This is a genomic window from Nocardioides sp. NPDC054178, assembly GCF_055585005.1.
Genome location: NZ_JBVJKY010000002.1, coordinates 533,174 through 552,449, shown reverse-complemented (window position 1 = coordinate 552,449; position 19,276 = coordinate 533,174). Strand labels below are relative to the sequence as shown.

Sequence of the window (19,276 nt, the reverse complement as noted above, 5' to 3'; positions counted from 1 at the left end):
AATCCGTCGAAGGAGGCTCTCTTGTCCCGCCCGAGTCGTCGAGCCCGTGAGGCACTGACCGAGGCGCTTCGAGATGCCCGTCGCGCCGCCGGCCTGACCGGAGCCGGCCTGGCGGACGCCCTGGGCTCGGGCTGGTCCCAGCCGAAGGTGTCGAAGATCGAGTCGGGCCGGCAGTCGGTCTCCGAGGCCGAGGTCCGTGCCTGGGCGGCCGCGGTGGGTGCCGACCGGGAGATGCTGCTCGCGCTACGCGCCCGCGCCGACCAGGAGCACGTGGCGTTCCGCGACGCCCGTCCGACCGGCGGCGGTGCCGAGCAGCACCAGGATGCGTACGCAGCGGCCGAGGTGGCCGCCACGGTCCTGACCAGCTACCAGCCGCACAGCGTCCCCGAGCTGCTGCAGACCCCGGACTATGCCCGTGCCCTGCTGGCGCTGGCAGGTGGTTCGCGGGACCGGGCCACTGACGCCGAGGAGCTCTCCCACGTGATCGCGGCGCGGCTCCGTCGCTCGGCGATCCTCTACGAGGCCGGCCGCGAGATCACCATCCTGGTCGGCGAGGCGGCCCTCCACCACCTGGTGGGCTCGCCCGACATCATGCGTGCCCAGATCGACCACATCGCCCATCTGGCGACCACGACCCAGGCGACCATCGGCATCGTCGGTTTCGAGAGCTTCCCCGTCCTGGTCCAGCACGGCTGGGACCAGCGCGACCGGATCGTCACCCTCGAGACCAGCGCCGGCGACCTCGAGATCGCCGACCCGGTCGAGGTCGCCCGCTACGAGCGCTGGACGCAGCTCCTGCTCGAGCATGCGCTGACGGGAGCGGCCGCCGCCGAGCGGTGCGCGCGGATCATCAGCGAGCGTGGACGGCCGTCCGCATCGCCGGGCGACCACGAATAGGAGACGGCGGCTGCTCCGGTAGACTCCCGGCGGGCCGTTAGCTCAGTTGGTAGAGCAGTGGACTTTTAATCCATGGGTCGTCGGTTCGAGACCGACACGGCCTACCAGATCAGACCCTCGCCCGGGCCGGGCGAGGGTCTTCTGCTGTCCGGAGACCCGGTCCGGAAACCGCCCGTGCACGTCCCGCTGAGCGGCCGTTTCACCGCTCTGTGGGGCAACCTTCACCGCTTCGCACGTAAAACGATCGGTCAAGGGGGGTTCGCTCAGGCGTGTGAGTTGCTAGTGTCACTCCCGCAACAGGTGCAAGTTCCAGAAGGTCTGACGCCTGCGGAGTTTGTGATCCAACGGCGTTTCTGCTCTGTGCCCGCCCGGACCCCGGTCCGGGAACACAGGTCGGAGCGACGTGTCACCCGCCCCTGATGCGGGGCTACCGAACCTGGTGGCCTCTCGCCCCGACTAAGGAGTAACGAGCAGATGGCTCAGGGCACCGTTAAGTGGTTCAACGCCGAGAAGGGTTTCGGCTTCATTGCGCAGGAGGACGGCGGCGACGACGTCTTCGTTCACTACTCTGCGATCCAGACCAACGGCTACAAGTCGCTGGACGAGAACCAGAAGGTCGAGTTCGACGTCACCCAGGGTCCGAAGGGCCCGCAGGCGGAGAACGTTCGTCCTCTCTGAAACAAGGCTCCATGAGTAGCTAAGGCGATCTCGGGTTCGGCACCTGCCGACAATGATCATCTGCAACGAGGCCCCAGCCGTTCGGCTGGGGCCTCGTGGTCGGCTGGGGCGGGGCCCGGTGGTCTGGTTGGGGCCTTCTCAGGCTTCTGTGTCACGCTTGATGTGACAACTTTTGATGGTTCTTGGTGGATCAGCGCGCGGATCCACCAAGACTGGGCGATGATGTGAAGACGAGCTTTGAGTTGACGTGAGGAGGCGGCGGGCATGGCTGATCAGTTCGATGTGACGCTGGAAGATCCCGAGCTGCTCCTCGAGGTCGAGCTCACGACCAATCTCATCGTCGCCGCCAGCGAATCCGAGGATCACCTCTCCCAGGATGAGATCGACCGGATCCTCGGCATCCTCCCCTGAGGACGCTCAGCAGGTCGCGAAGAGCAGCGGCCCGTTGGCGAGGTCGGAGAGCACGGCGGTGCCGTCCTTCGGCTGCAGCTGCATGGTGACGACCTCGTCCTCGGCCGAGACCTTGCCGAGCTCGAACCGCTCGTCGAACGTGCCGCCCTGGCCGGGCGCCGGGCCGACGGCGAGCTTGGCCCGGGTGTCGGCGTTCGTACGCGCCTGGTCGTCGTTCTCGAACGACATCGCCACACGTACGTCCCCGTTCGGCTCTGCCGCCATGGCGAAGCCCGCGATCGGGTTGATGTCGCCGGCGGCGTCGACGAGACCGTCGGCCTGGTCCTGGTCGGCGGCCGAGGCGCCGCCCAGCCCGATCTCGGTGCAGGTGAAGTCGCCGTCGTAGACGAACGCCGAGAGCGGGTCGCCGAGCCGGTCGGCGGCGTCCGTCATCGGCTCGTGCAGGTCGCCGTCGCCGAGGTTCTCGACCTGGTCGCTCAGGTAGCGCCGGCCGTCCGAGGCCAGGATGAGGTCGTGCTCGGGCAGGAACGAGATGTAGGTGAGCTGCGGGCTGATCGTCGAGTCGATCCCGGAGTCGGTGAAGGTGGAGAACGGGACCAGGCTGCCGTCCCACACGCCGCCGTCCGCGGGGTCGTCCTCGGGAGCGGTGAACCCCATCGAGGTGAGCTGGTCGACGAGATGGTCGGCGTCCATGTCCTCGAGGTGTCCGACCATGAGCGCTCCCTCGGTCGACTGGGTGTAGAGCTCCCAGTCGAGGGTCGCGGGGGACCAGCCGAAGTGCTGCTGCAGGAGCCCCGAGGCGTCGGGCAGCACCGAGGTCGAGGTGAGGTCCTTCGTGTAGGCCTCGTCGATCATCTCGTGCACCTCCTCCGGCGTGGAGTCGGCATCGAGGTCGGCGCCGATGCTCTCGCGGATTCCCGTCCAGTCGGTGAAGGAGACCCGCGTCGCCTCGGCGGGGGCCAGCCGCAGCGCCTCGTCGAGGTCGCCGCCACGGGTCGCCCAGGCGCGGGCGAGGAAGATGACGAGCGCAACGACGACGACGCCCACCGCGATGGTTAACAAGGGGTGGGCGCGAAGGACTCGGGATGAGCGGCCGACCCACGTCCTGGGGCCGCCGAGAAGCTGCGGGGTGCGGAACATCCCGACGAACCTTAGACGAACCGGCCATGTTCTCGACATACCCTGTGCGCATGCCCGAGATCCCGGCCGCCGGCGTAGTGGTTTTTCGCGAGCACCAAGACCTGCCCGAGGTGGCACTGGTCCACAGGCCCAAGTACGACGACTGGTCCTTTCCCAAGGGGAAGGTCGACCCCGGTGAGGCGGTGCCGGTGACCGCGATCCGCGAGGTGCGCGAGGAGACCGGCCTGCGGGTCGCTCTCGGCCGCCCGCTCCGGCCGCAGCGCTATCCCGTCGAGGCGGGGCAGAAGGTGGTCCACTACTGGGTCGGCCGCACCGCTGCCGGCGCCGACGACGACGTCGACGGCTACCTGATCAACGACGAGATCGATGATGTCGCGTGGCTGCCGGTGGACACGGCGCGCACGCGGCTCACCTATCCGCACGATCGGGCCACGCTGCAGCAGGCCGAGGACGTACGCGATCCCACGACGCCCCTCGTGATCCTCCGTCACGCCTCGGCCGTCGGCCGTTCGGCCTGGTCGCGGTCGGACCACGAGCGGCCGATCGACGACACCGGGCGGGCCCAGGCGGTCGCCCTGGCCGGCCTGCTGATGGCCTACGACATCGGTCGGGTGATCACCTCGCCGAGCGTGCGCTGCACCCAGTCCGTCGCGCCGTACGCCGGGCTCGCCGGCATCGCGCCGGAGGAGATGAGACTGCTGAGCGAGGAGGGCGCGGAGGAAGGTAGCGTGTCGGCCCTGGCCGCGGAAACCCTGCGTGACCTGGCCGTTCCGACGGTGATCTGCACGCACCGACCGGTGCTCCCGTGGGTCTTCGACGGGCTGGGCATGCGTGATCCGAAGCTGGCGAAGGGCGAGCTGATGGTGCTGCATGTGCGCGCGGGTGACGTGCGGGCCGTCGAGGCATTTCAGGTCTGAGAGGGGCTTGAGGCGGGCCTGTTCATCTCCTGTGCCCGGAACTGACACTGATTTGCCACTGACTCTGTGTTCCTCGTTCAGCCTGCGTTCACCTTCACCGAGTTTCCCGTCCACCTCGGCTCCTTACGGTCATCGCGACAACTCCGAATCGACTGCATCATCATCAGGAGACTTGCGTGAACACCACCTCGCTGCGCCGGGCACTCGTCCCGGGCATCACGGCTGCGGCCCTTGCTCTTGCGATCAGCGCCTGCGGCGCTGCCAACGAGCAGAACAGCGGCAGCGACGGGGAAGGCACCCTCTCGGGCACCATCAAGGGTGGCGGAGCCTCCTCGCAGGAGAAGGGCCAGGCGGCATGGGTCGCCGGCATCCAGGACGCGAACCCCGACCTCAGCGTCGTCTACGAGCCCGTGGGCTCCGGCTCGGGTCGTGAGGGCTTCATCACCGGCGGCTACCTCTTCGCCGGCACCGACTCCGCCCTCAACGACGACGAGGGCGAGCTGACCAAGGCCAAGGAGCAGTGCGGAGCCGACCCGATCCAGGTCCCCGGCTACGTCTCGCCGATCGCCGTCGTCTTCAATGTCGAGGGTGTCGACGAGCTCAACCTCGACCCCAAGACCCTCGCCGGCATCTTCTCCGGCAAGATCACCAAGTGGAACGACCCGGCGATCGCCGCGACCAACCCGGACGCCAAGCTTCCGGACACCGCGATCACCCCGGTCCACCGCTCCGACGACTCCGGCACGCAGGAGAACTTCACCGACTACCTCGCGGCCGCCGGTGGCTGGACCGAGGAGCCGTCCGGTGAGTGGCCCGCCTCCATCAAGGGCGGCGAGGGCGGCGACGGCACCTCCGGTGTCGTGACCGCCATGCAGGGTGCCGGCTACATCGGCTTCATGGACGAGTCCGCGGCTCGCGAGAACGACCTCAACACCGTCAGCGTCAAGGTCGGCGATGACTTCGTCGCGCCGTCCGCCGAGGCTGCCGCGAAGATCCTGGCCGCCTCGAAGCCGGTCGGCACCAGCGACAGCGACCTGGCCGTCGAGGTCGCCCGCACCACCACCGAGGCCGGCGTCTACCCGGTCGTGCTCGTGTCCTACCTGCTGGCGTGCCCGACCTACGAGAACGCCGAGGACGCCGCCAACGTGAAGGGCTACCTGGAGTACATCCTCTCCGAGGACGGCCAGAAGGTCGCCTCCGAGGAGGCCGGCTCCGCGCCGCTCGACCGCGAGACCGCCGACAAGGCCCTCGAGCTCGTCGCCGGAATCAAGTGACCAGTCTCAAATAAGTGCCGATACGTCTGACCTGATCGCCGTTCGGGCGGTGGCTGCGGCCGCCGCCCGTACGGCTGTCTTTGAACCGAAACAAGAAAGTCGAGGAAAGCCTTGTGACTGTCGCCGCTGACCCCGGCGCCGACCCTGGCGTTGACCCGAAGTCGGAGCTCTCCTCCGGCCGTGGCTCGGTGGGTGATGTCGTCTTCCGAGGCCTCGCCGTCATCGCCGCCACTCTCATTCTGGTGGCGCTGGCAGCCGTCTTCATCTTCCTGGGCATCGAGGGCGTCCCGGGCTTCAACGTGGACGAGCAGAACTATGCCGGCCAGGGCTCGTTCCTGGGCCTGGTCGTGCCCCTGCTGTACGCCACCATGTACGCCGCCGTACTGGCGCTGATCGTCGCGGTCCCCTTCAGCGTGGCGATCGCGCTCTTCATCAGCCACTACGCCCCGCGGCGGATCGCGACCCCGGTGGCGTACGTCATCGACCTGCTCGCCGCGGTCCCGTCGGTCGTCTTCGGCCTGTGGGGTGCGGTGGCGCTCGGCCCCTACCTGGTGCCGGCCCACGCCTGGCTCGCCGAAAACCTCGCCTGGCTGCCGTTCTTCGACGGCCAGCCCTCCGGCAACGGACGTACGCTGTTCACCGCCGCGATCGTGCTGGCCGTGATGATCCTGCCGATCATCACCTCGATCTGCCGCGAGGTCTTCGCGCAGACGCCGCGCCTGCACGAGGAGGCTGCTCTCGCGCTGGGCGCGACCCGCTGGGAGATGATCCGCTACGCGGTCTTCCCCTACGCCCGCTCCGGCATGGTCTCCGCGGTCATGCTCGGCCTCGGCCGGGCGCTCGGTGAGACCATGGCGATCGCGATGATCGCCTCGCCGAAGGTGGTGATCACGCTGTTCATCATCGGTACCAACAACCCGCAGACGATCGCGGCGCACATCGCCCAGGGCTACAAGGAGAGCACGCCCGACCGCCTGTCCGTGCTGATCGCGACCGGCCTCGTGCTGTTCGCCTTCACCTTCCTGATCAACGCGCTCGCCCGCTGGATCGTCGCCCGAGGGAGGGCCAAGTGACCAATATCGACCCCTCCGTGAACGACGTGGCCCGGGAAGAGGCCACGCTCTCCCACGCCACGCTCCCACGAGGCGCGCAGTGGCTGGTCGGCGTCGCCGCGGTCGCCCTCGGAGGCCTGGCCCTGGTGCTCGGTGTGGGCATCGTCGGGGCCGTCGTCATCGGCGTGCTCGGCTTCCTGATCGGCTACCCGCTGTGGGCGCTGCTGGTGGAGAACCGGCGCTCGGCCACTGACAAGCTCGTCACCGGGCTCGTCTGGACGGCCTTCGGCGTCGCGGTCATCCCGCTGGTCTGGCTGGTCTACATGGTCATCGCCCGCGGTGCCGCGACCATCAGCCCGGAGTTCCTCACCTACTCGATGCGCTCGGTCACCGGCGACGAGCAGGGCGGCCTCTACCACGCGCTGATGGGCACCCTGATCGTCACCGGCATCGCCGCGCTGATCTCGATCCCGATCGGCATCATGACCGCGATCTACCTGATCGAGTACGGCAAGGGCAACCGCCTCGCCAAGGCGATCACCTTCCTGGTCGACGTCATGACCGGCATCCCGTCGATCGTCGCGGGTCTGTTCGCGTTCGCGCTCTTCACCCTGATCGTCGGGCCGGGCACGCGCTTCGGCTTCGGCGGTGGTGTCGCGCTCTCGCTGCTGATGATCCCGACGGTCGTCCGCTCGACCGAGGAGATGCTCAAGCTGGTCCCCGATGACCTGCGCGAGGCTGCGTACGCCCTCGGGGTGCCGAAGTGGCGCACCATCACCCGGATGGTGCTCCCGACCGCCATCGGCGGCATCGTCACCGGCGTCGTGCTCGCGATCTCGCGAGTGATCGGCGAGACCGCGCCGCTGCTGGTCGCCTCGGGCTTCAACCCGAACCTGAACACCAACGCCTTCGAGGACAGCCCGATGATGACCGTGCCGGTCTTCATCTACACCCAGCTGTCCGAGGCCACGGCGAAGGGCGTCGAGTACGCCTGGGGTGGAGCACTGGTGCTCTTCATCCTCGTCATGGTCCTCAACCTCATCGCCCGTATCGTCGGCACGATCTTCGCCCCCAAGACCGGGCGCTAGGAGAAACACATGTCCATCCAAGTCAAGGACGCCAGCATCTTCTACGGCGACTTCAAGGCCGTCGAGGACGTCTCCATGTCCATCAAGCCGAAGTCGGTGACCGCCTTCATCGGGCCCTCCGGCTGCGGCAAGTCGACCTTCCTGCGCACCCTCAACCGGATGCACGAGGTCATCCCCGGCGCCTACGTCGAGGGGAAGATCCAGATCGCGGGCCAGGACATCTACGGCCCGAACGTCGACCCGGTGGCCGTACGCCGCAAGGTCGGCATGGTCTTCCAGCGGCCCAACCCGTTCCCGACGATGTCGATCTACGACAACGTGCTCGCCGGCAACAAGCTCAACTCCAAGCGGATCAAGAAGTCCGAGGCGGACTCGATCGTGGAGAGCGCGCTGCGCGGCGCCAACCTGTGGAACGAGGTCAAGGACCGTCTCGGCAAGCCCGGCATGGGGCTCTCCGGTGGTCAGCAGCAGCGGCTCTGCATCGCCCGCGCGATCGCGGTCCAGCCGGAGGTGCTGCTCATGGACGAGCCGTGCTCGGCTCTCGACCCGATCTCGACCGCGGCGATCGAGGACCTCATCCACGAGCTGAAGTCCGACTACACGATCGTGATCGTCACCCACAACATGCAGCAGGCCGCCCGGGTCTCCGACGACACCGGCTTCTTCAACCTGAAGGCCGCCGGCCAGCCGGGTCACCTGGTGGAGTTCAACCCCACCAAGCAGATGTTCACCAAGCCGGACAACCCGGACACGGAGGCGTACATCTCCGGTCGCTTCGGCTAAAGAGCCGCCGAGTCGGCTCGTCCTGACAAGAAAAACCGCCGAGTCGGCGCGTCATGACGCGCCGACTCGGCGTTTGTCGTCTTTACGGGAGCTGGAAGACGAAGTGGCAGATCAGGTAGGTCAGGGCCGCGACGCCACCGGCTGCCGGGAAGGTGAAGACCCAGGCGGCCACGATCGACTTCGCGACGCCCCAGCGGACCGCGGAGAAGCGCTTGGTCGCGCCGACACCCATGATCGCCGAGGTGATCGTGTGGGTGGTCGAGATCGGGGCCTCCCAGACGTACGCCGTGGTGTAGAGCACCGAGGCGGCGACCGACTCGGCGGCGAAGCCGCGGGAGGGGTCCAGGTGGATGATCCGGCGGCCCAGGGTGCGCATGATGCGCCAGCCGCCGGACATGGTGCCGAGGGAGATCGCGGTCGCGGCCGCGGCGATCACCCAGAACGGGAGGTCGTCGTCGGCCGAGAGGAAACCGCCGGTGACCAGGGCGAGGAAGATGACGCCCATCGTCTTCTGGGCGTCCTGGAGGCCGTGGCCGAGGGCCATCGCGGCGGCCGAGATGGTCTGCGCGATCCGGAAGCCCTTCTGGGCCTTGTGCTGGCTGGCGCGGCGGAAGATCCACATGATCGCGAGCATGACGCCGAAGCCGAGTCCGAAGGCGACCACCGGGGAGACGAACATCGGGATGACGACCTTCTCCAGCACCGTCATCCAGTTGACGAACGCGCCGGCGGCGATCGCCGAGCCGGCCAGGCCACCGATGAGGGCGTGCGAGGAGGACGAGGGGAGACCGAAGTACCAGGTGATCAGGTTCCAGGCGATCGCGCCGAGCAGGCCGGCCATCACGACTGTCAGACCATGTGCCCCCGATGGAGGCGTGATGGTGTCCGAGACGGTGTGGGCGACCTTCTGGCCCAGGAAGGCGCCGACGAAGTTCATCACCGCCGCGAGGAGGAGGGCGATGCGCGGGGTGAGCGCGCGGGTCGACACGGAGGTCGCGATGGCGTTGGCTGCGTCGTGGAAGCCGTTGGTGTAGTCGAACACCAGGGCAACGACGACCACCGCGATGACGATGGCAAGTTCCACGGTGTCAGGATTCCTTGACGGCGATCTGCTCGACGGTGTTCGCGACCTTCTCGAAGCCGTCGATCGCGTCCTCGAGGGACTCGACGATGTCCTTCAGCTTGAGGACCTCCATCGCGTCGTACTCACCGGAGAAGAGCTTGGCGAGGATGCGACGGTGGTTCTTGTCGCCCTGGTTCTCGAGACGGTTGATCTCGATCCAGTACTCGGAGAGCTCCTTCATCGAGCGCAGGTTCGGCATCGCGGAGGCGGTCAGCTCGGCGCAGCGCTGGAGGACGGTCACCTGGTCGGAGAGCTCCGGGGGCAGGACGTTGACGCCGTAGACGAAGATCTGGTCGACGACCTCGTCCATCGAGTCCATCACGTCGTCCAGACCGGAGCCGAGGGCGTAGATGTCCTCGCGGTCGAAGGGCGTGACGAAGGTCGAGTTGACCTTCTTGACGATCTCGTGGGTGGTCTCGTCGGCGGCGTGCTCCGCGTCGCGCATCCGTCGCGCGACGTCCTCGCGATCGGCTGTGTCGCTGAGCATCTCGGCGAGCAGCGAGACACCGCCGACGAGGTGGTTGGCGGACTCGGCGAACAGGTCGTAGAACGACGTGTCGACCGGGCGGATTCGGAATCGCACGGGGGGCTCCTGGCTGGATGAGGCAGACCTGCGGGCTCATGTTAGGCGAGTCCGCTTGACACGACGAAAGCCAGGGTGTGTTCAGCCTGTCGCGGCGCGCCTGCGCTGGCGCTGTCGAGTGATCAACATCGCCTGCAGATGGTCGGGAGCGTGGTTTCGGGTCCAGGTCCCGTCGGGCCCGAGGAGCCAGGCATCCGTGGTCGGTTCGAATGCCAGGTCGAACAGTGCGCCGACCTCGGCCACGAGCTCCGGGGTGGGGAGACGTACGAGGGCCTCGACACGCCGGTCGAGGTTGCGGTGCATCATGTCGGCCGAGCCGATCCAGGCGCTCGGTCCGTCGCCGTCGTCGGGGGTGCCGTTCTCGAACCAGAAGATCCGCGAGTGCTCCAGGAACCGGCCGAGGATCGAGCGCACCTCGATGGTCTCGCTCAGGCCCTCCACGCCCGGACGGAGCGCGCAGATGCCGCGCACCAGCAGCTGCACCGGCACGCCCGCCTGGGAGGCCAGGTAGAGCGCGTCGATGATCGCCTCGTCCACCACGGAGTTGGCCTTCAGCCGGATCCTCGCCGGCCGCCCCGCCAGGTGGTGGGCGATCTCGGCGTGGATCTGCTCGATCAGCCCGCTGCGGACGTTTCCGGGGGCGACCAGAAGCTGTTCGTACGTCGCCTCCCGGCTCCAGCCGGACAGGTTGTTGAACAGGTGGGCGACGTCTTCGCCGATCGCTTCGTTGGTGGTGATCAGCCCCATGTCCTCGTAGAGCCTGGAGGTCTTCGGGTTGTAGTTGCCGGTGCCGATGTGGGTGTAGCGGCGGATGGTGCCGTCGGGCTCCTCGCGGACCACCATCGCGAGCTTGCAGTGGGTCTTCAGGCCGACCAGGCCGTAGACCACGTGGCAGCCGGCCTGCTCGAGCTTGCGCGCCCACCGGATGTTGGCCACCTCGTCGAACCGCGCCTTGATCTCGACCAGCACCAGCACCTGCTTGCCGGCCTCGGCCGCATCGATCAGGGCGTCGATGATGGGGGAGTCGCCGGAGGTGCGGTAGAGGGTCTGCTTGATCGCCAGCACCCGCGGGTCGGCAGCGGCCTGCTCGATGAAGCGCTGCACGCTGGTGGCGAAGGAGTCGTAGGGATGCTGGAGGAGTACGTCACCACGGCGGGCCGCCTTGAAGACGTCGACCGGCGCGGCGCTCTCGACCGGCGCGAGCGCCGGGTGGGTGCTCGGCACGAAGGCCGGATACTTCAGCTGCTCGCGGTCGATGTCGGCGATGCCGTGCAGCCCGCGCAGGTCGAGCGGGCCGGGCAGCCGGAAGACCTCCTTGTCGGAGATGCCGAGCTCGGAGACCAGCAGGTCGAGCGTCGAGTCGGTCATCGACTCCTGCACCTCGAGGCGTACGGGAGGGCCGAAGCGGCGCCTGAGCAGCTCCTTCTCCAGCGCGGTGAGGAGGTTCTCGGTGTCGTCCTCCTCGACCTCCAGGTCCTCGTTGCGGGTGACCCGGAAGGTGTGCACCTCGAGGATCTCCATGCCCGGGAAGAGCTTGGAGAGGCGCTCGCTCATGACCTCCTCGAGCGGCACGAAGCGGTCGTTGCCCAGCGGCACGAAGCGACTGAAGATCGGCGGGACCTTCACCCGGGCGAAGTGCTTCTTCTTGGTCTTCGGGTCCCGCAGCCGGACGGCGAGGTTGAGCGAGAGCCCGGAGATGTAGGGGAACGGGTGGGCCGGGTCCACCGCGAGGGGTGTCAGCACCGGGTAGACCCGCTCCTTGAACAGCTTCTTGCAGGCCTTGATCTCCTCGGGGGTGAGGTCCTCCCAGTGCAGCAGCTGGATGCCCTCGTCGAGCAGCGCCGGCTTGATCTTGCCGCGGAACACCTCCGCATGCCGCTCGGAGAGCTCGCGGGTCGTCCGCCAGATCACCTCGAGCACCTCACGCGGCATCAGGCCGGAGGCGGCCTTGACCGCCACCCCTGCCGCGATCCTTCTCTTGAGTCCGGCGACGCGGACCATGAAGAACTCGTCCAGGTTGGAGGTGAAGATCGCCAGGAAGCGCACGCGCTCCAGCAGCGGCAGCGTCTCGTCCTCCGCGAGCTCCAGCACCCGCTCGTTGAACCGCAGCCAGGACAGCTCCCGGTCGAGGAACCGGTCTTCGTACTTCTCGACCTCGGCCAGCGCCTCGTGGTCCGGGATGTATTCGGGCTCGACGTCGAACGGCTGGTCGGGAACCGCAGTCAGGCTCACGGTGTCCTCGGCCGAGCGGGTGGGGGCCTGCGGCTCGAGACTCATGGATCCAGTCTTTCATCCGACGGGGGTTTTGAAACCCTCGATTCCACGGTACGTCCCATCTGAGATCGAGCCGATAGCCAGGCCCGCGGCTCGCGGTCGTCTGGTGAACTACCTGTTACACGATGTCCCTACTAGCGGGTAGTTTTGGCCCATGTCGATTCTCGAGCGTGCGTCGTCCCTCATCGATCCGTTGCTGGTGCCGTTGAAGCGGCCCGCGTTCACGACGGCGTTGAACCTTCCGGCCGCGGTGCAGCGGCGGCTTGTCGGCAAGCCGGTGACGTACGACGGGCAGACGCTCGCGGTGGACACCCAGATCATGCTGGCGCTGATGAAGGTGTCGGGGGAGCCGGACCCGTCGACGCTGCCGATCCCGAAGGGGCGGGTGGCGCTGCTGCGGCAGTCGCAGCTCGGCGGTGGTCGCCAGGAGATCGGTTCGGTGCGCGAGCTCTGGGCAGCGGGGCTGAAGGCGCGGCTCTACGTCCCGGAGGGTGCCTCGGGCAACGCGCCGCTGCTGGTCTTCCTGCACGGCGGTGGCTTCATCTTCGGTGATCTCGACTCCCACGACGCCCCCTGCCGGCTGCTGGCCAGCGAGTCGGGCGTCAAGGTGCTCTCGATCGACTACCGGCTGGCGCCGGAGTCACCGTTCCCGGCGGCGTACGACGACTCGGTCGCGGCGTTCCGGTGGGCGGTCGAGCATGCGGCCGAGCTCGGTGCGGACCCGGCCCGGATCGGCGTCGGCGGCGACTCCGCCGGCGGCAACCTGGCGGCCGGGGTCGCGCTCGCGGTCGGTGAGGCCTGCGCGTTCCAGCTGCTCATCTACCCGGTGACGCAGTCGGAGCAGAACACCCGCAGCCGCCAGGATCTCAGCGAGGGCTTCTACCTGACCTCCGACTTCATCGCCGCGGCCACCGACAACTACCTGCCCGAGGGCATCGACCGCCGCGACCCGCGCCACGCCCCGCTGTACGCGGAGATCCCGGCGACCGGGATCGCTCCGGCGTACGTCGCGACCGCGGGCTTCGACCCGCTGCGCGACGAGGGCGAGGCGTACGCCGCCAAGCTCGAGGAGGCCGGGGTCAAGGTCGCGCACAAGCGCTTCGCCGACCAGATCCACGGGTTCCTGAACGTGGTCGGCGCCGGACGTACCTCACGCGCGGCCGTGCTGGAGCTCGCGCAGGTCCTGCGCGACAACCTCTGAGGCTGACTCAGCCGGCCATGTCGGGGCGCCAGCGGAGCACTTCCCGCTGGAACGCCTCGGGGTCGACCATCGACTTGTCGACCTTGACGGCGCCCGCCTCGTCGGTGTTGAACTCGACGACCCACTCGTCGGTGGCCGGCTCACCCTTGATGGTGATGTCGGTCTGGGTGTCGTAGAGGTCGTAGGTGTGGGTCTGCTCGTCCTTGCGTACGTCGAGCACACCCTCCTCGGTGACCGTGACGGTGCTCTCGGTCATGAGCGAGCCGTCCTCGGGCCGGAAGGTGCGCACGGTGAGCCTCTTGGCGCCGAACGGCTCGCCCTCCGACTCGTCGGCGGGCGCGTCGTCGGCAGCCGTGGCGGCCTCGGGCGCGGCGCTGCCGGCGCCGGGGATCTTGGCGCCGGGGAACTTGCCGGACTCGGCGAGCTTGACCGCCGCCAGCCAGCCGCTCGAGCGCTGGGGGAGGGAGTCGCTCGGGGTGTCGGGCAGGTCCGCCGGCGCGGTGCGCGAGTCCTCGGGCTGCTTCTTGTTGGCCTGCTTCTTGCCGGTCGGCCGCTCGGGCAGCGTCACGGGTGCGGTCGGAGGACCGGCCGTCGGCGCGGCCGGTGAGTCGACCGGTGCGGGCGCGGTGGTCTCGACAGGCTCGACCAACGGATTGCGCGCGACCGGCTCGAGGGGCTCGACCACGAGCGGCTCGTCGGGAGCGTCCGGGATGGGGAACTGCGCCTCGGGCGGCGACGGGGTCGCGGCGAGAGTGAGCTCGAGGGCCTGCATCGCACGCTTGTTGGTGCTGCCGCCCTTGACCGCGAGCATGACGGCCTCGCGCAGGTCGGCGAGCTGCTTGGCGAGCTGGGCGCTACGCCGCTCGGCGATCTGCCGGTCCACGATGGCCTGCTCGACCAGCTGGGTGTTGTGCAGGATCGAGGCCTCGACGGCCTGACGGTCGATCGCCTTCTGGCCGGCGACCTCCTCGGCCTCCGTCCGCAGGCGTACGGCCTCGGCGGCCTGCTCCTGGACGTCGGCGAGACGGTTCATCATCTCCGTCATCCGGCGCTCGGCCTCTTCGCGCTCGCTGGCCTGCCCGGTGATGAGCTCGGTCATCGACTCGTGGGCGGCGCGCAGCGCGGACTCGGCCGCGCGACGACCCTCGTTCGCCTCGGTGGCGGCACGCTCGGCGGCGCGCCGGCCCTCCAGGGCCTGCACCGCGAGATCGGCGTGCTCGGAGGCGCGCTGGTCGGCCGCCATCCGGGCGAGGTTGGCGGACTCGGCCGCCTGCTCGGCCTGGGAGGCGAGCTCGGTGAGCTGCCGGTAGCGCTCCTCGTTCTCGTTGGCCTCGTGCGCGGCGGCGGCGGCGAACTCGGCGTACTGCTTCGCGCTCTTCTCGGCCTCGAGACGGGCGTCGTTGGCGGCGTCGGCGGCCTTGAAGGCGCGCAGCGCGGCCTCCTCCGCCTCGGTGCGCGCGGCCAGCGCCTCGGCCGCCACGGCGTACTGGTCGGCCGCCGTCGCTTCGGCCGCGGCCCGGGTCATCGCGTGGTCCTCGGCGTTGGCGTCGGCGGCCTTGCGCTCCTCGAAGGCCTCCTTCGCCGCTTCCTCGGCCTCGGCGCGGGCGGTCGCGGCCGCCTCGGCCGCGGCATAGGCGGCCTCGGCGGCGGCCTCGGCCTCCTTGCGGGCCTGCTCGGCCTGCTCGGCCTGCGTCGCCATCGCGACCGCGGCCTCCTCGGCCGTGATCCGCGCGGCGGCTGCCTTCTCGGCCTCCGTCGCCCGGTCGTTGGCGGCCTGCTCGGCAGCCTGGCGCGCGGTGAACGCGGCCAGCGCCTCGTCGGCCCGGCCGGCTGCGGCCGCGTCGGCCTCCTCGCGCATCCGCGCGAGCTCCTCGGAGCGGGTGTCGGCCGCGGCGCGGGCGGTGTAGGCGGCCTCGGCGGCGGCCTCCGCCTCGCTGCGGGCCTCGTAGGCGGCGCGGGCCTCGTCCGCGGCCTTGCGGGCGGCCTTCTCGGCTGCCGCCAGCGCATCGCGAAGCTCGTCCATCTCCTCGAGGCGGTCCTCGGCGGCTGCCTCGGCGACGCTGCGCGCGGCGTAGGCGGCCTGGGCCAGCTCGGCGTGCTCGGCGGCCTTGGTGTGGGCCTCCGCGGCGGAGGCGGCCGCGGCGGTGGCCTCCTCGGCCTTGGCACGGGCGGCCTCCTCGGCCTCGGTGCGCGCGCTGGCCTGCTCCTCGGCGATCCGGGCGGCCTCGAGGAGGCGGCGCTCCGCCGCCTCCAGCTCCTTGCCCCTCGCGACCGCGGCCTCCTCGGCCTCGGCGCGCTCCTTGGCACGGGTGTCGGCGAGCTTCTCGGCCTCGACCCTGGCGCGGGCGTACTCCTCTGCTGCCTTCTCCGCGACCTCACGGGCCTGGTGGGCGTCGGCGGCCAGCTCGGCGTGGAGCTTGGCGGTCTCGTCGGCCTTCGCGCGGGCGGTCGCGTGCTGGGCGGCGGACTCCTCGGCCACCAGCCGCTCGGCCGCCTGCTCGGCGGCCGCCTGCTCGGCTGCGATGCGAAGTGACTCGGCTGCGGCAGCGGCGCGGGCCAACTCCGCAGCGCGCGCCGTCAGGTCCTCGTCGTCACCCGGCTGGGCGGCCGAGTCCCGGCTCCACCACTTGCCACTGGGGGTCTGCGTGCTCACGAGGGTGAATGCTAACGGCGAAGTAGGCGGTGTGTGGAGTCTCCGAGAGGATTAACACGCCCGCTACCTGGAACTACATCAGTGTAATTCCTGCCGGGGCCAACCTCAGTAGACGAGCGCCTGCACGCCGTCGCGCAGGATCTCCTCGGCGAACACGACCGCGCCCTTGATCACGATGCCGTCGATGAGGTCGTCCTCGGACAGGTCGCGGCGCGAGGCGCACTGGCTGCACACGGTCACCTGGCCGGCCTCGATGACCAGGCCGATCAGCTCCTGCAGCGGCGCCGCGTTCTCGAGGGTGAACTCCTCCGCGCGCCCGGGCACCGCGAACCAGGTCGCCTCACCGGTGAGCCACAGAGACACCTTCGCGCCGGCGGTCGCGGCTGCCGAGGCGACCGTGAAGGCCTGGTTCGTACGCTCCGGCGCCTCGGCGCCCACGGTCACCTTCACCACGAGTTCTTGCATGCCGAGCACACTAGCGCTTGCGTTTCGGGTCGTAGCCGACGTACGGCCTAAACTCGGGGTGTGGCTTTCGAACTTCCGGAGAACCTTCACCCCGATGCCGGTCCCTGTGCGTGGATGCTCGGCACCTGGCAGGGCAACGGGCACGGTGACTATCCGACGATCGACAAGTTCGAGTTCGGGCAGGAGCTGATCTTCACCCACGACGGGCGACCGTTCTTCCACTACTTCGCGCGCTCGTGGATCATCGACCCCGAGACGGGGGAGAAGGTGCGCGACGCCGCGCTGGAGACCGGCTTCCTGCGCTTCCGCCCCGAGGGCGAGGTCGAGTGGGTGATGACGCACAGCAGCGGCATCGTGGAGATCTGGTACGGCAAGGCCGCGGGCGGCAAGCTCGACGTCGTCACCGACGCGGTCGCCCGCACGGAGACGGCCAAGGAGTACACCGCCGGCAAGCGGCTCTACGGCAACGTCGAGGGCGACCTGCTCTATGCGTACGACATGGCCGCGATGGGTCAGGCACTGCAGCCGCACCTGTGGGCGCGGCTCAAGCGAGCCCACAAATAGGCTCACGGAAGTAGGCACGATGACCGAGGCCGCTGAGGACTGGCGCGAAGCCCTTCGGGCGAAGGGCTATCGGCTCACGCCCCAGCGCGAGCTGGTGCTCGGCGCCGTCGAGCGGCTGCGGCACGCCACCCCCGAGGAGGTGCTCGCGGTCGTGCGCGAGTCGTCCTCGGCGATCAACCTCTCCACCGTCTACCGCAACCTCGAGGTGCTCGAGGAGCTGGGGCTGGTGCGCCACGCCCATCTGGGCGAACGGGCCTCGACCTACCACTCGGTCTCGGGGCGGCCACATTTTCATGCGGTTTGCAGGAAGTGTCAGAAGGTCACCAGTGTTGACCCCTCGGTGGCCGACGGTATCTGCGAGCGGCTGCGTGAGGAGTACGCCTTCGAGGTCGACGTCGCTCATCTGACCGTCTTCGGGGCGTGCGTCGACTGTTCTTCCGAGCCCCAGTAGGAGCACAGCATGATGACTGCCAGCCCGCTTCTGTCCCTGCCCGGCGCCGTCGCCGGCGACGGTGCCGACGCACCCGTCGCCGCGCACTACGGCTCGTTCAACCTGGAGCAGCGGACGCTCGCCTCAGGTGAAGGATTCGTCGATCTCTCCCACCGCGACGTCCTCCGGATCGCCGGGCCCGACCGGCTGACCTGGCTGCACTCGCTCACCTCGCAGGCCTTCGAGGGACTGGCCCCGGGGGTCTGGACCTCGGCCCTGATCCTGTCGCCGCAGGGTCATGTCGAGCATTTCTTCTCCGGCGTCGACGACGGCTCCTCCTTCCTCGCGTGGACCGAGCCCGGAGCAGGTGAGGCGCTGGTGACCTACCTGGAGCGGATGAAGTTCTGGTCCGACGTGACGGTCGCCCTGGACGAGTCGCAGGCCTCCGTCTGGCGCCCCGCGCAGGGCTACTCGTTCGTCCCGCGCGAGTCCTTGGAGACGTATGCCGCCGCCGCGGGCCCCGCCTGCGGGTTCTGGGCGTTCGAGGCTCTCCGGATCGAGCGTGGTGAGCCCCGCTTCGGGGTGGACACCGACGCGCGCACGATCCCCAACGAGGTCGGCTGGGTGCCGGGTGCCGCGGATGTGGTCGGCCCGGACTACGCCGTGCACCTCGACAAGGGCTGCTACCGCGGCCAGGAGACGGTCGCCCGCGTCCACACGCTCGGCCGTCCGCCGCGGCGACTGGTGCTGCTCCACCTCGACGGCTCCGAGAACCGGCTGCCGGCTGCGGGGTCGGAGCTGGTCTTCGGAGAGAAGACGGTCGGCTTCGTCGGGTCCTCCGCCCGGCACCACGAGCTCGGCCCGATCGCGCTGGGGCTGGTCAAGCGCAACGTACCCGTGGACGAGCAGCTCGTCGTGGACGGGATGCCGGTCGCGCAGGAGGTCCTCGTCGACCCCGAGATCGGTCTCCACATCCGCCCGCTGCGCTGAATCCCGTGGGTGGGTCAGAGCCGCCCGTTCGACCGGACGGGTACGGGTGCCTTGTCGCTCAGCCAGTCGCGTGAGCTCGTGTAGGCCGCCTGGGATGCTCTGCGTTCGGGTGGTCCTGGGGGCTGCATCACGGTTGAGGGTGCACCCCACAGAACCCAGCGCCGCCGTGGCGGGAGAGCAAGCCAGGTGTCGTGGAACGAGTCGAACCAGTGACCCGGCGGCTCGAGGCGAAAGCTGCCCTGGTCATATCCGACGATCTCGGCGCCGACTGCCACCCAGCCGGCCATGACACCGATCATCGGGTGTCGCATGCCGGCTGCTGGACTCAAGCTGCTGTGCCAGGCGAGGTAGATCGAGGTCGGCAGAGGAAGTTGCCATGGCCCGGCGATGGCACGAGCACGGTCGCTCCAAGCGGCGTCGGTGTCGAAGGATTGCTTCCTGCTGATGCGGACGATGAACGGACGCCAGCGGTCTAGTTCCGACGTGGGACATTCGGGGCGGTCGAGCAGTTGGTCGAGCCGCCGTTCGTCATAGAGAAGCGCACTGCCTTGCCGCGTTGCCGGCCCCGCCATGCCGGCGGTCAGCACTCGCGCCGCATCTCGCAAGCCGATGCTGTGGGCGGCGGAGATCATCTCGGCGGCGGCACGGGCGGTGAGTTTCATGCAATCGACGGTAGGCGTGAGCACCGACAGTTCTCTGTGTGCGCGTGTAGTTGTCGCTCCTACATCAGTGGGCGGCACCTCGTGAACGATT

Annotated in this window: 19 protein-coding genes and 1 tRNA gene; 13 read left to right on the top strand and 7 right to left on the bottom strand. The window is 69.0% G+C overall.

What is annotated here, in order from left to right; genetic code table 11:
• Positions 1–21: 21 nt before the first annotated feature.
• The 4 genes from ACZ6WN_RS09390 to ACZ6WN_RS09375 all read left to right on the top strand — a co-directional run bounded on the left by ACZ6WN_RS09390 (position 22) and on the right by ACZ6WN_RS09375 (position 1,986).
• Positions 22–897: a helix-turn-helix domain-containing protein gene (locus ACZ6WN_RS09390; protein WP_465864297.1), complete on the top strand. Its 876-nt coding sequence runs from the start codon at positions 22–24 to the stop codon at positions 895–897.
• 31 nt (positions 898–928) lie between these two features.
• Positions 929–1,004 (top strand) — tRNA-Lys (locus ACZ6WN_RS09385).
• 367 nt (positions 1,005–1,371) lie between these two features.
• Entirely contained in the window at positions 1,372–1,575 is a 204-nt protein-coding gene (locus ACZ6WN_RS09380) for a cold-shock protein (RefSeq protein WP_045548871.1), read from the top strand.
• 264 nt (positions 1,576–1,839) lie between these two features.
• Positions 1,840–1,986 carry a hypothetical protein gene (locus ACZ6WN_RS09375; RefSeq protein ID WP_465864294.1) on the top strand — a complete coding sequence of 49 codons (147 nt, stop codon included), beginning with the start codon at positions 1,840–1,842 and terminating at the stop codon, positions 1,984–1,986.
• 6 nt (positions 1,987–1,992) lie between these two features.
• Here the strand turns inward: ACZ6WN_RS09375 and ACZ6WN_RS09370 are convergent, their stop codons facing one another.
• Positions 1,993–3,126, bottom strand: a complete 1,134-nt coding sequence (locus ACZ6WN_RS09370) for a hypothetical protein (protein ID WP_465864292.1) — start codon at positions 3,124–3,126, stop codon at positions 1,993–1,995.
• A 50-nt stretch (positions 3,127–3,176) separates the two neighbouring features.
• Here ACZ6WN_RS09370 and ACZ6WN_RS09365 point away from each other — a divergent pair, with 50 nt between their 5' ends.
• The 5 genes from ACZ6WN_RS09365 to pstB all read left to right on the top strand — a co-directional run bounded on the left by ACZ6WN_RS09365 (position 3,177) and on the right by pstB (position 8,240).
• Positions 3,177–4,043 carry an NUDIX hydrolase gene (locus ACZ6WN_RS09365; RefSeq protein ID WP_465864290.1) on the top strand — a complete coding sequence of 289 codons (867 nt, stop codon included), beginning with the start codon at positions 3,177–3,179 and terminating at the stop codon, positions 4,041–4,043.
• A gap of 176 nt (positions 4,044–4,219) precedes the next feature.
• Positions 4,220–5,317 carry a phosphate ABC transporter substrate-binding protein PstS gene (locus ACZ6WN_RS09360; RefSeq protein WP_465864288.1) on the top strand — a complete coding sequence of 366 codons (1,098 nt, stop codon included), beginning with the start codon at positions 4,220–4,222 and terminating at the stop codon, positions 5,315–5,317.
• A gap of 113 nt (positions 5,318–5,430) precedes the next feature.
• Positions 5,431–6,390 (top strand): phosphate ABC transporter permease subunit PstC, encoded by a 960-nt coding sequence (pstC, locus tag ACZ6WN_RS09355; RefSeq protein WP_465864286.1) that lies wholly within the window; start codon positions 5,431–5,433, stop codon positions 6,388–6,390.
• Complete coding sequence (gene pstA / locus ACZ6WN_RS09350) at positions 6,387–7,457, top strand: phosphate ABC transporter permease PstA (protein WP_465864284.1); 1,071 nt, start codon at positions 6,387–6,389, stop codon at positions 7,455–7,457. The genes pstC and pstA overlap by 4 nt, the downstream gene beginning before the upstream one ends.
• 9 nt (positions 7,458–7,466) lie before the next feature.
• Positions 7,467–8,240, top strand: coding sequence for a phosphate ABC transporter ATP-binding protein PstB (pstB, locus tag ACZ6WN_RS09345; RefSeq protein WP_141801331.1), 774 nt, complete (start codon positions 7,467–7,469; stop codon positions 8,238–8,240).
• A gap of 82 nt (positions 8,241–8,322) precedes the next feature.
• Here the strand turns inward: pstB and ACZ6WN_RS09340 are convergent, their stop codons facing one another.
• The 3 genes from ACZ6WN_RS09340 to ACZ6WN_RS09330 form a co-directional block, all read right to left on the bottom strand.
• On the bottom strand, positions 8,323–9,324 hold the full coding sequence (locus tag ACZ6WN_RS09340) for an inorganic phosphate transporter (protein ID WP_465864282.1): 1,002 nt from the start codon (positions 9,322–9,324) through the stop codon (positions 8,323–8,325).
• 4 nt (positions 9,325–9,328) lie between these two features.
• Entirely contained in the window at positions 9,329–9,946 is a 618-nt protein-coding gene (locus ACZ6WN_RS09335) for a DUF47 domain-containing protein (RefSeq protein ID WP_357334399.1), read from the bottom strand.
• Positions 9,947–10,027: 81 nt separating this feature from the next.
• Complete coding sequence (locus ACZ6WN_RS09330) at positions 10,028–12,223, bottom strand: RNA degradosome polyphosphate kinase (protein WP_465864279.1); 2,196 nt, start codon at positions 12,221–12,223, stop codon at positions 10,028–10,030.
• 151 nt (positions 12,224–12,374) lie between these two features.
• Between ACZ6WN_RS09330 and ACZ6WN_RS09325 the strand changes: the two genes are divergently transcribed.
• Complete coding sequence (locus ACZ6WN_RS09325; protein WP_465864277.1) at positions 12,375–13,421, top strand: alpha/beta hydrolase; 1,047 nt, start codon at positions 12,375–12,377, stop codon at positions 13,419–13,421.
• A 7-nt stretch (positions 13,422–13,428) separates the two neighbouring features.
• Here the strand turns inward: ACZ6WN_RS09325 and ACZ6WN_RS09320 are convergent, their stop codons facing one another.
• Both ACZ6WN_RS09320 and ACZ6WN_RS09315 read right to left on the bottom strand, forming a co-directional pair.
• A complete protein-coding gene (locus ACZ6WN_RS09320; RefSeq protein WP_465864275.1) occupies positions 13,429–16,074 on the bottom strand; it encodes a coiled-coil domain-containing protein in 2,646 nt (881 codons plus the stop codon).
• A 105-nt stretch (positions 16,075–16,179) separates the two neighbouring features.
• On the bottom strand, positions 16,180–16,539 hold the full coding sequence (locus ACZ6WN_RS09315) for a DsrE family protein (RefSeq protein WP_465864273.1): 360 nt from the start codon (positions 16,537–16,539) through the stop codon (positions 16,180–16,182).
• A 60-nt stretch (positions 16,540–16,599) separates the two neighbouring features.
• On the opposite strand from ACZ6WN_RS09315, the gene ACZ6WN_RS09310 reads away from it, so the two are divergent.
• From ACZ6WN_RS09310 to ygfZ, 3 genes are read left to right on the top strand one after another with little or no spacing between them, the layout of a single operon-like run.
• Complete coding sequence (locus tag ACZ6WN_RS09310) at positions 16,600–17,103, top strand: heme-binding beta-barrel domain-containing protein (protein WP_465864271.1); 504 nt, start codon at positions 16,600–16,602, stop codon at positions 17,101–17,103.
• Positions 17,104–17,122: 19 nt separating this feature from the next.
• Complete coding sequence (locus ACZ6WN_RS09305) at positions 17,123–17,554, top strand: Fur family transcriptional regulator (RefSeq protein ID WP_350830679.1); 432 nt, start codon at positions 17,123–17,125, stop codon at positions 17,552–17,554.
• A gap of 9 nt (positions 17,555–17,563) precedes the next feature.
• Positions 17,564–18,523 (top strand): CAF17-like 4Fe-4S cluster assembly/insertion protein YgfZ, encoded by a 960-nt coding sequence (gene ygfZ, locus ACZ6WN_RS09300; RefSeq protein ID WP_465864269.1) that lies wholly within the window; start codon positions 17,564–17,566, stop codon positions 18,521–18,523.
• Positions 18,524–18,537: 14 nt separating this feature from the next.
• Here ygfZ and ACZ6WN_RS09295 read toward each other — a convergent pair whose 3' ends face one another.
• The gene (locus ACZ6WN_RS09295; protein ID WP_465864267.1) at positions 18,538–19,185 is read right to left on the bottom strand and encodes a hypothetical protein; all 648 of its coding nucleotides are present in this window, start codon (positions 19,183–19,185) and stop codon (positions 18,538–18,540) included.
• Positions 19,186–19,276 lie beyond the last annotated feature (91 nt).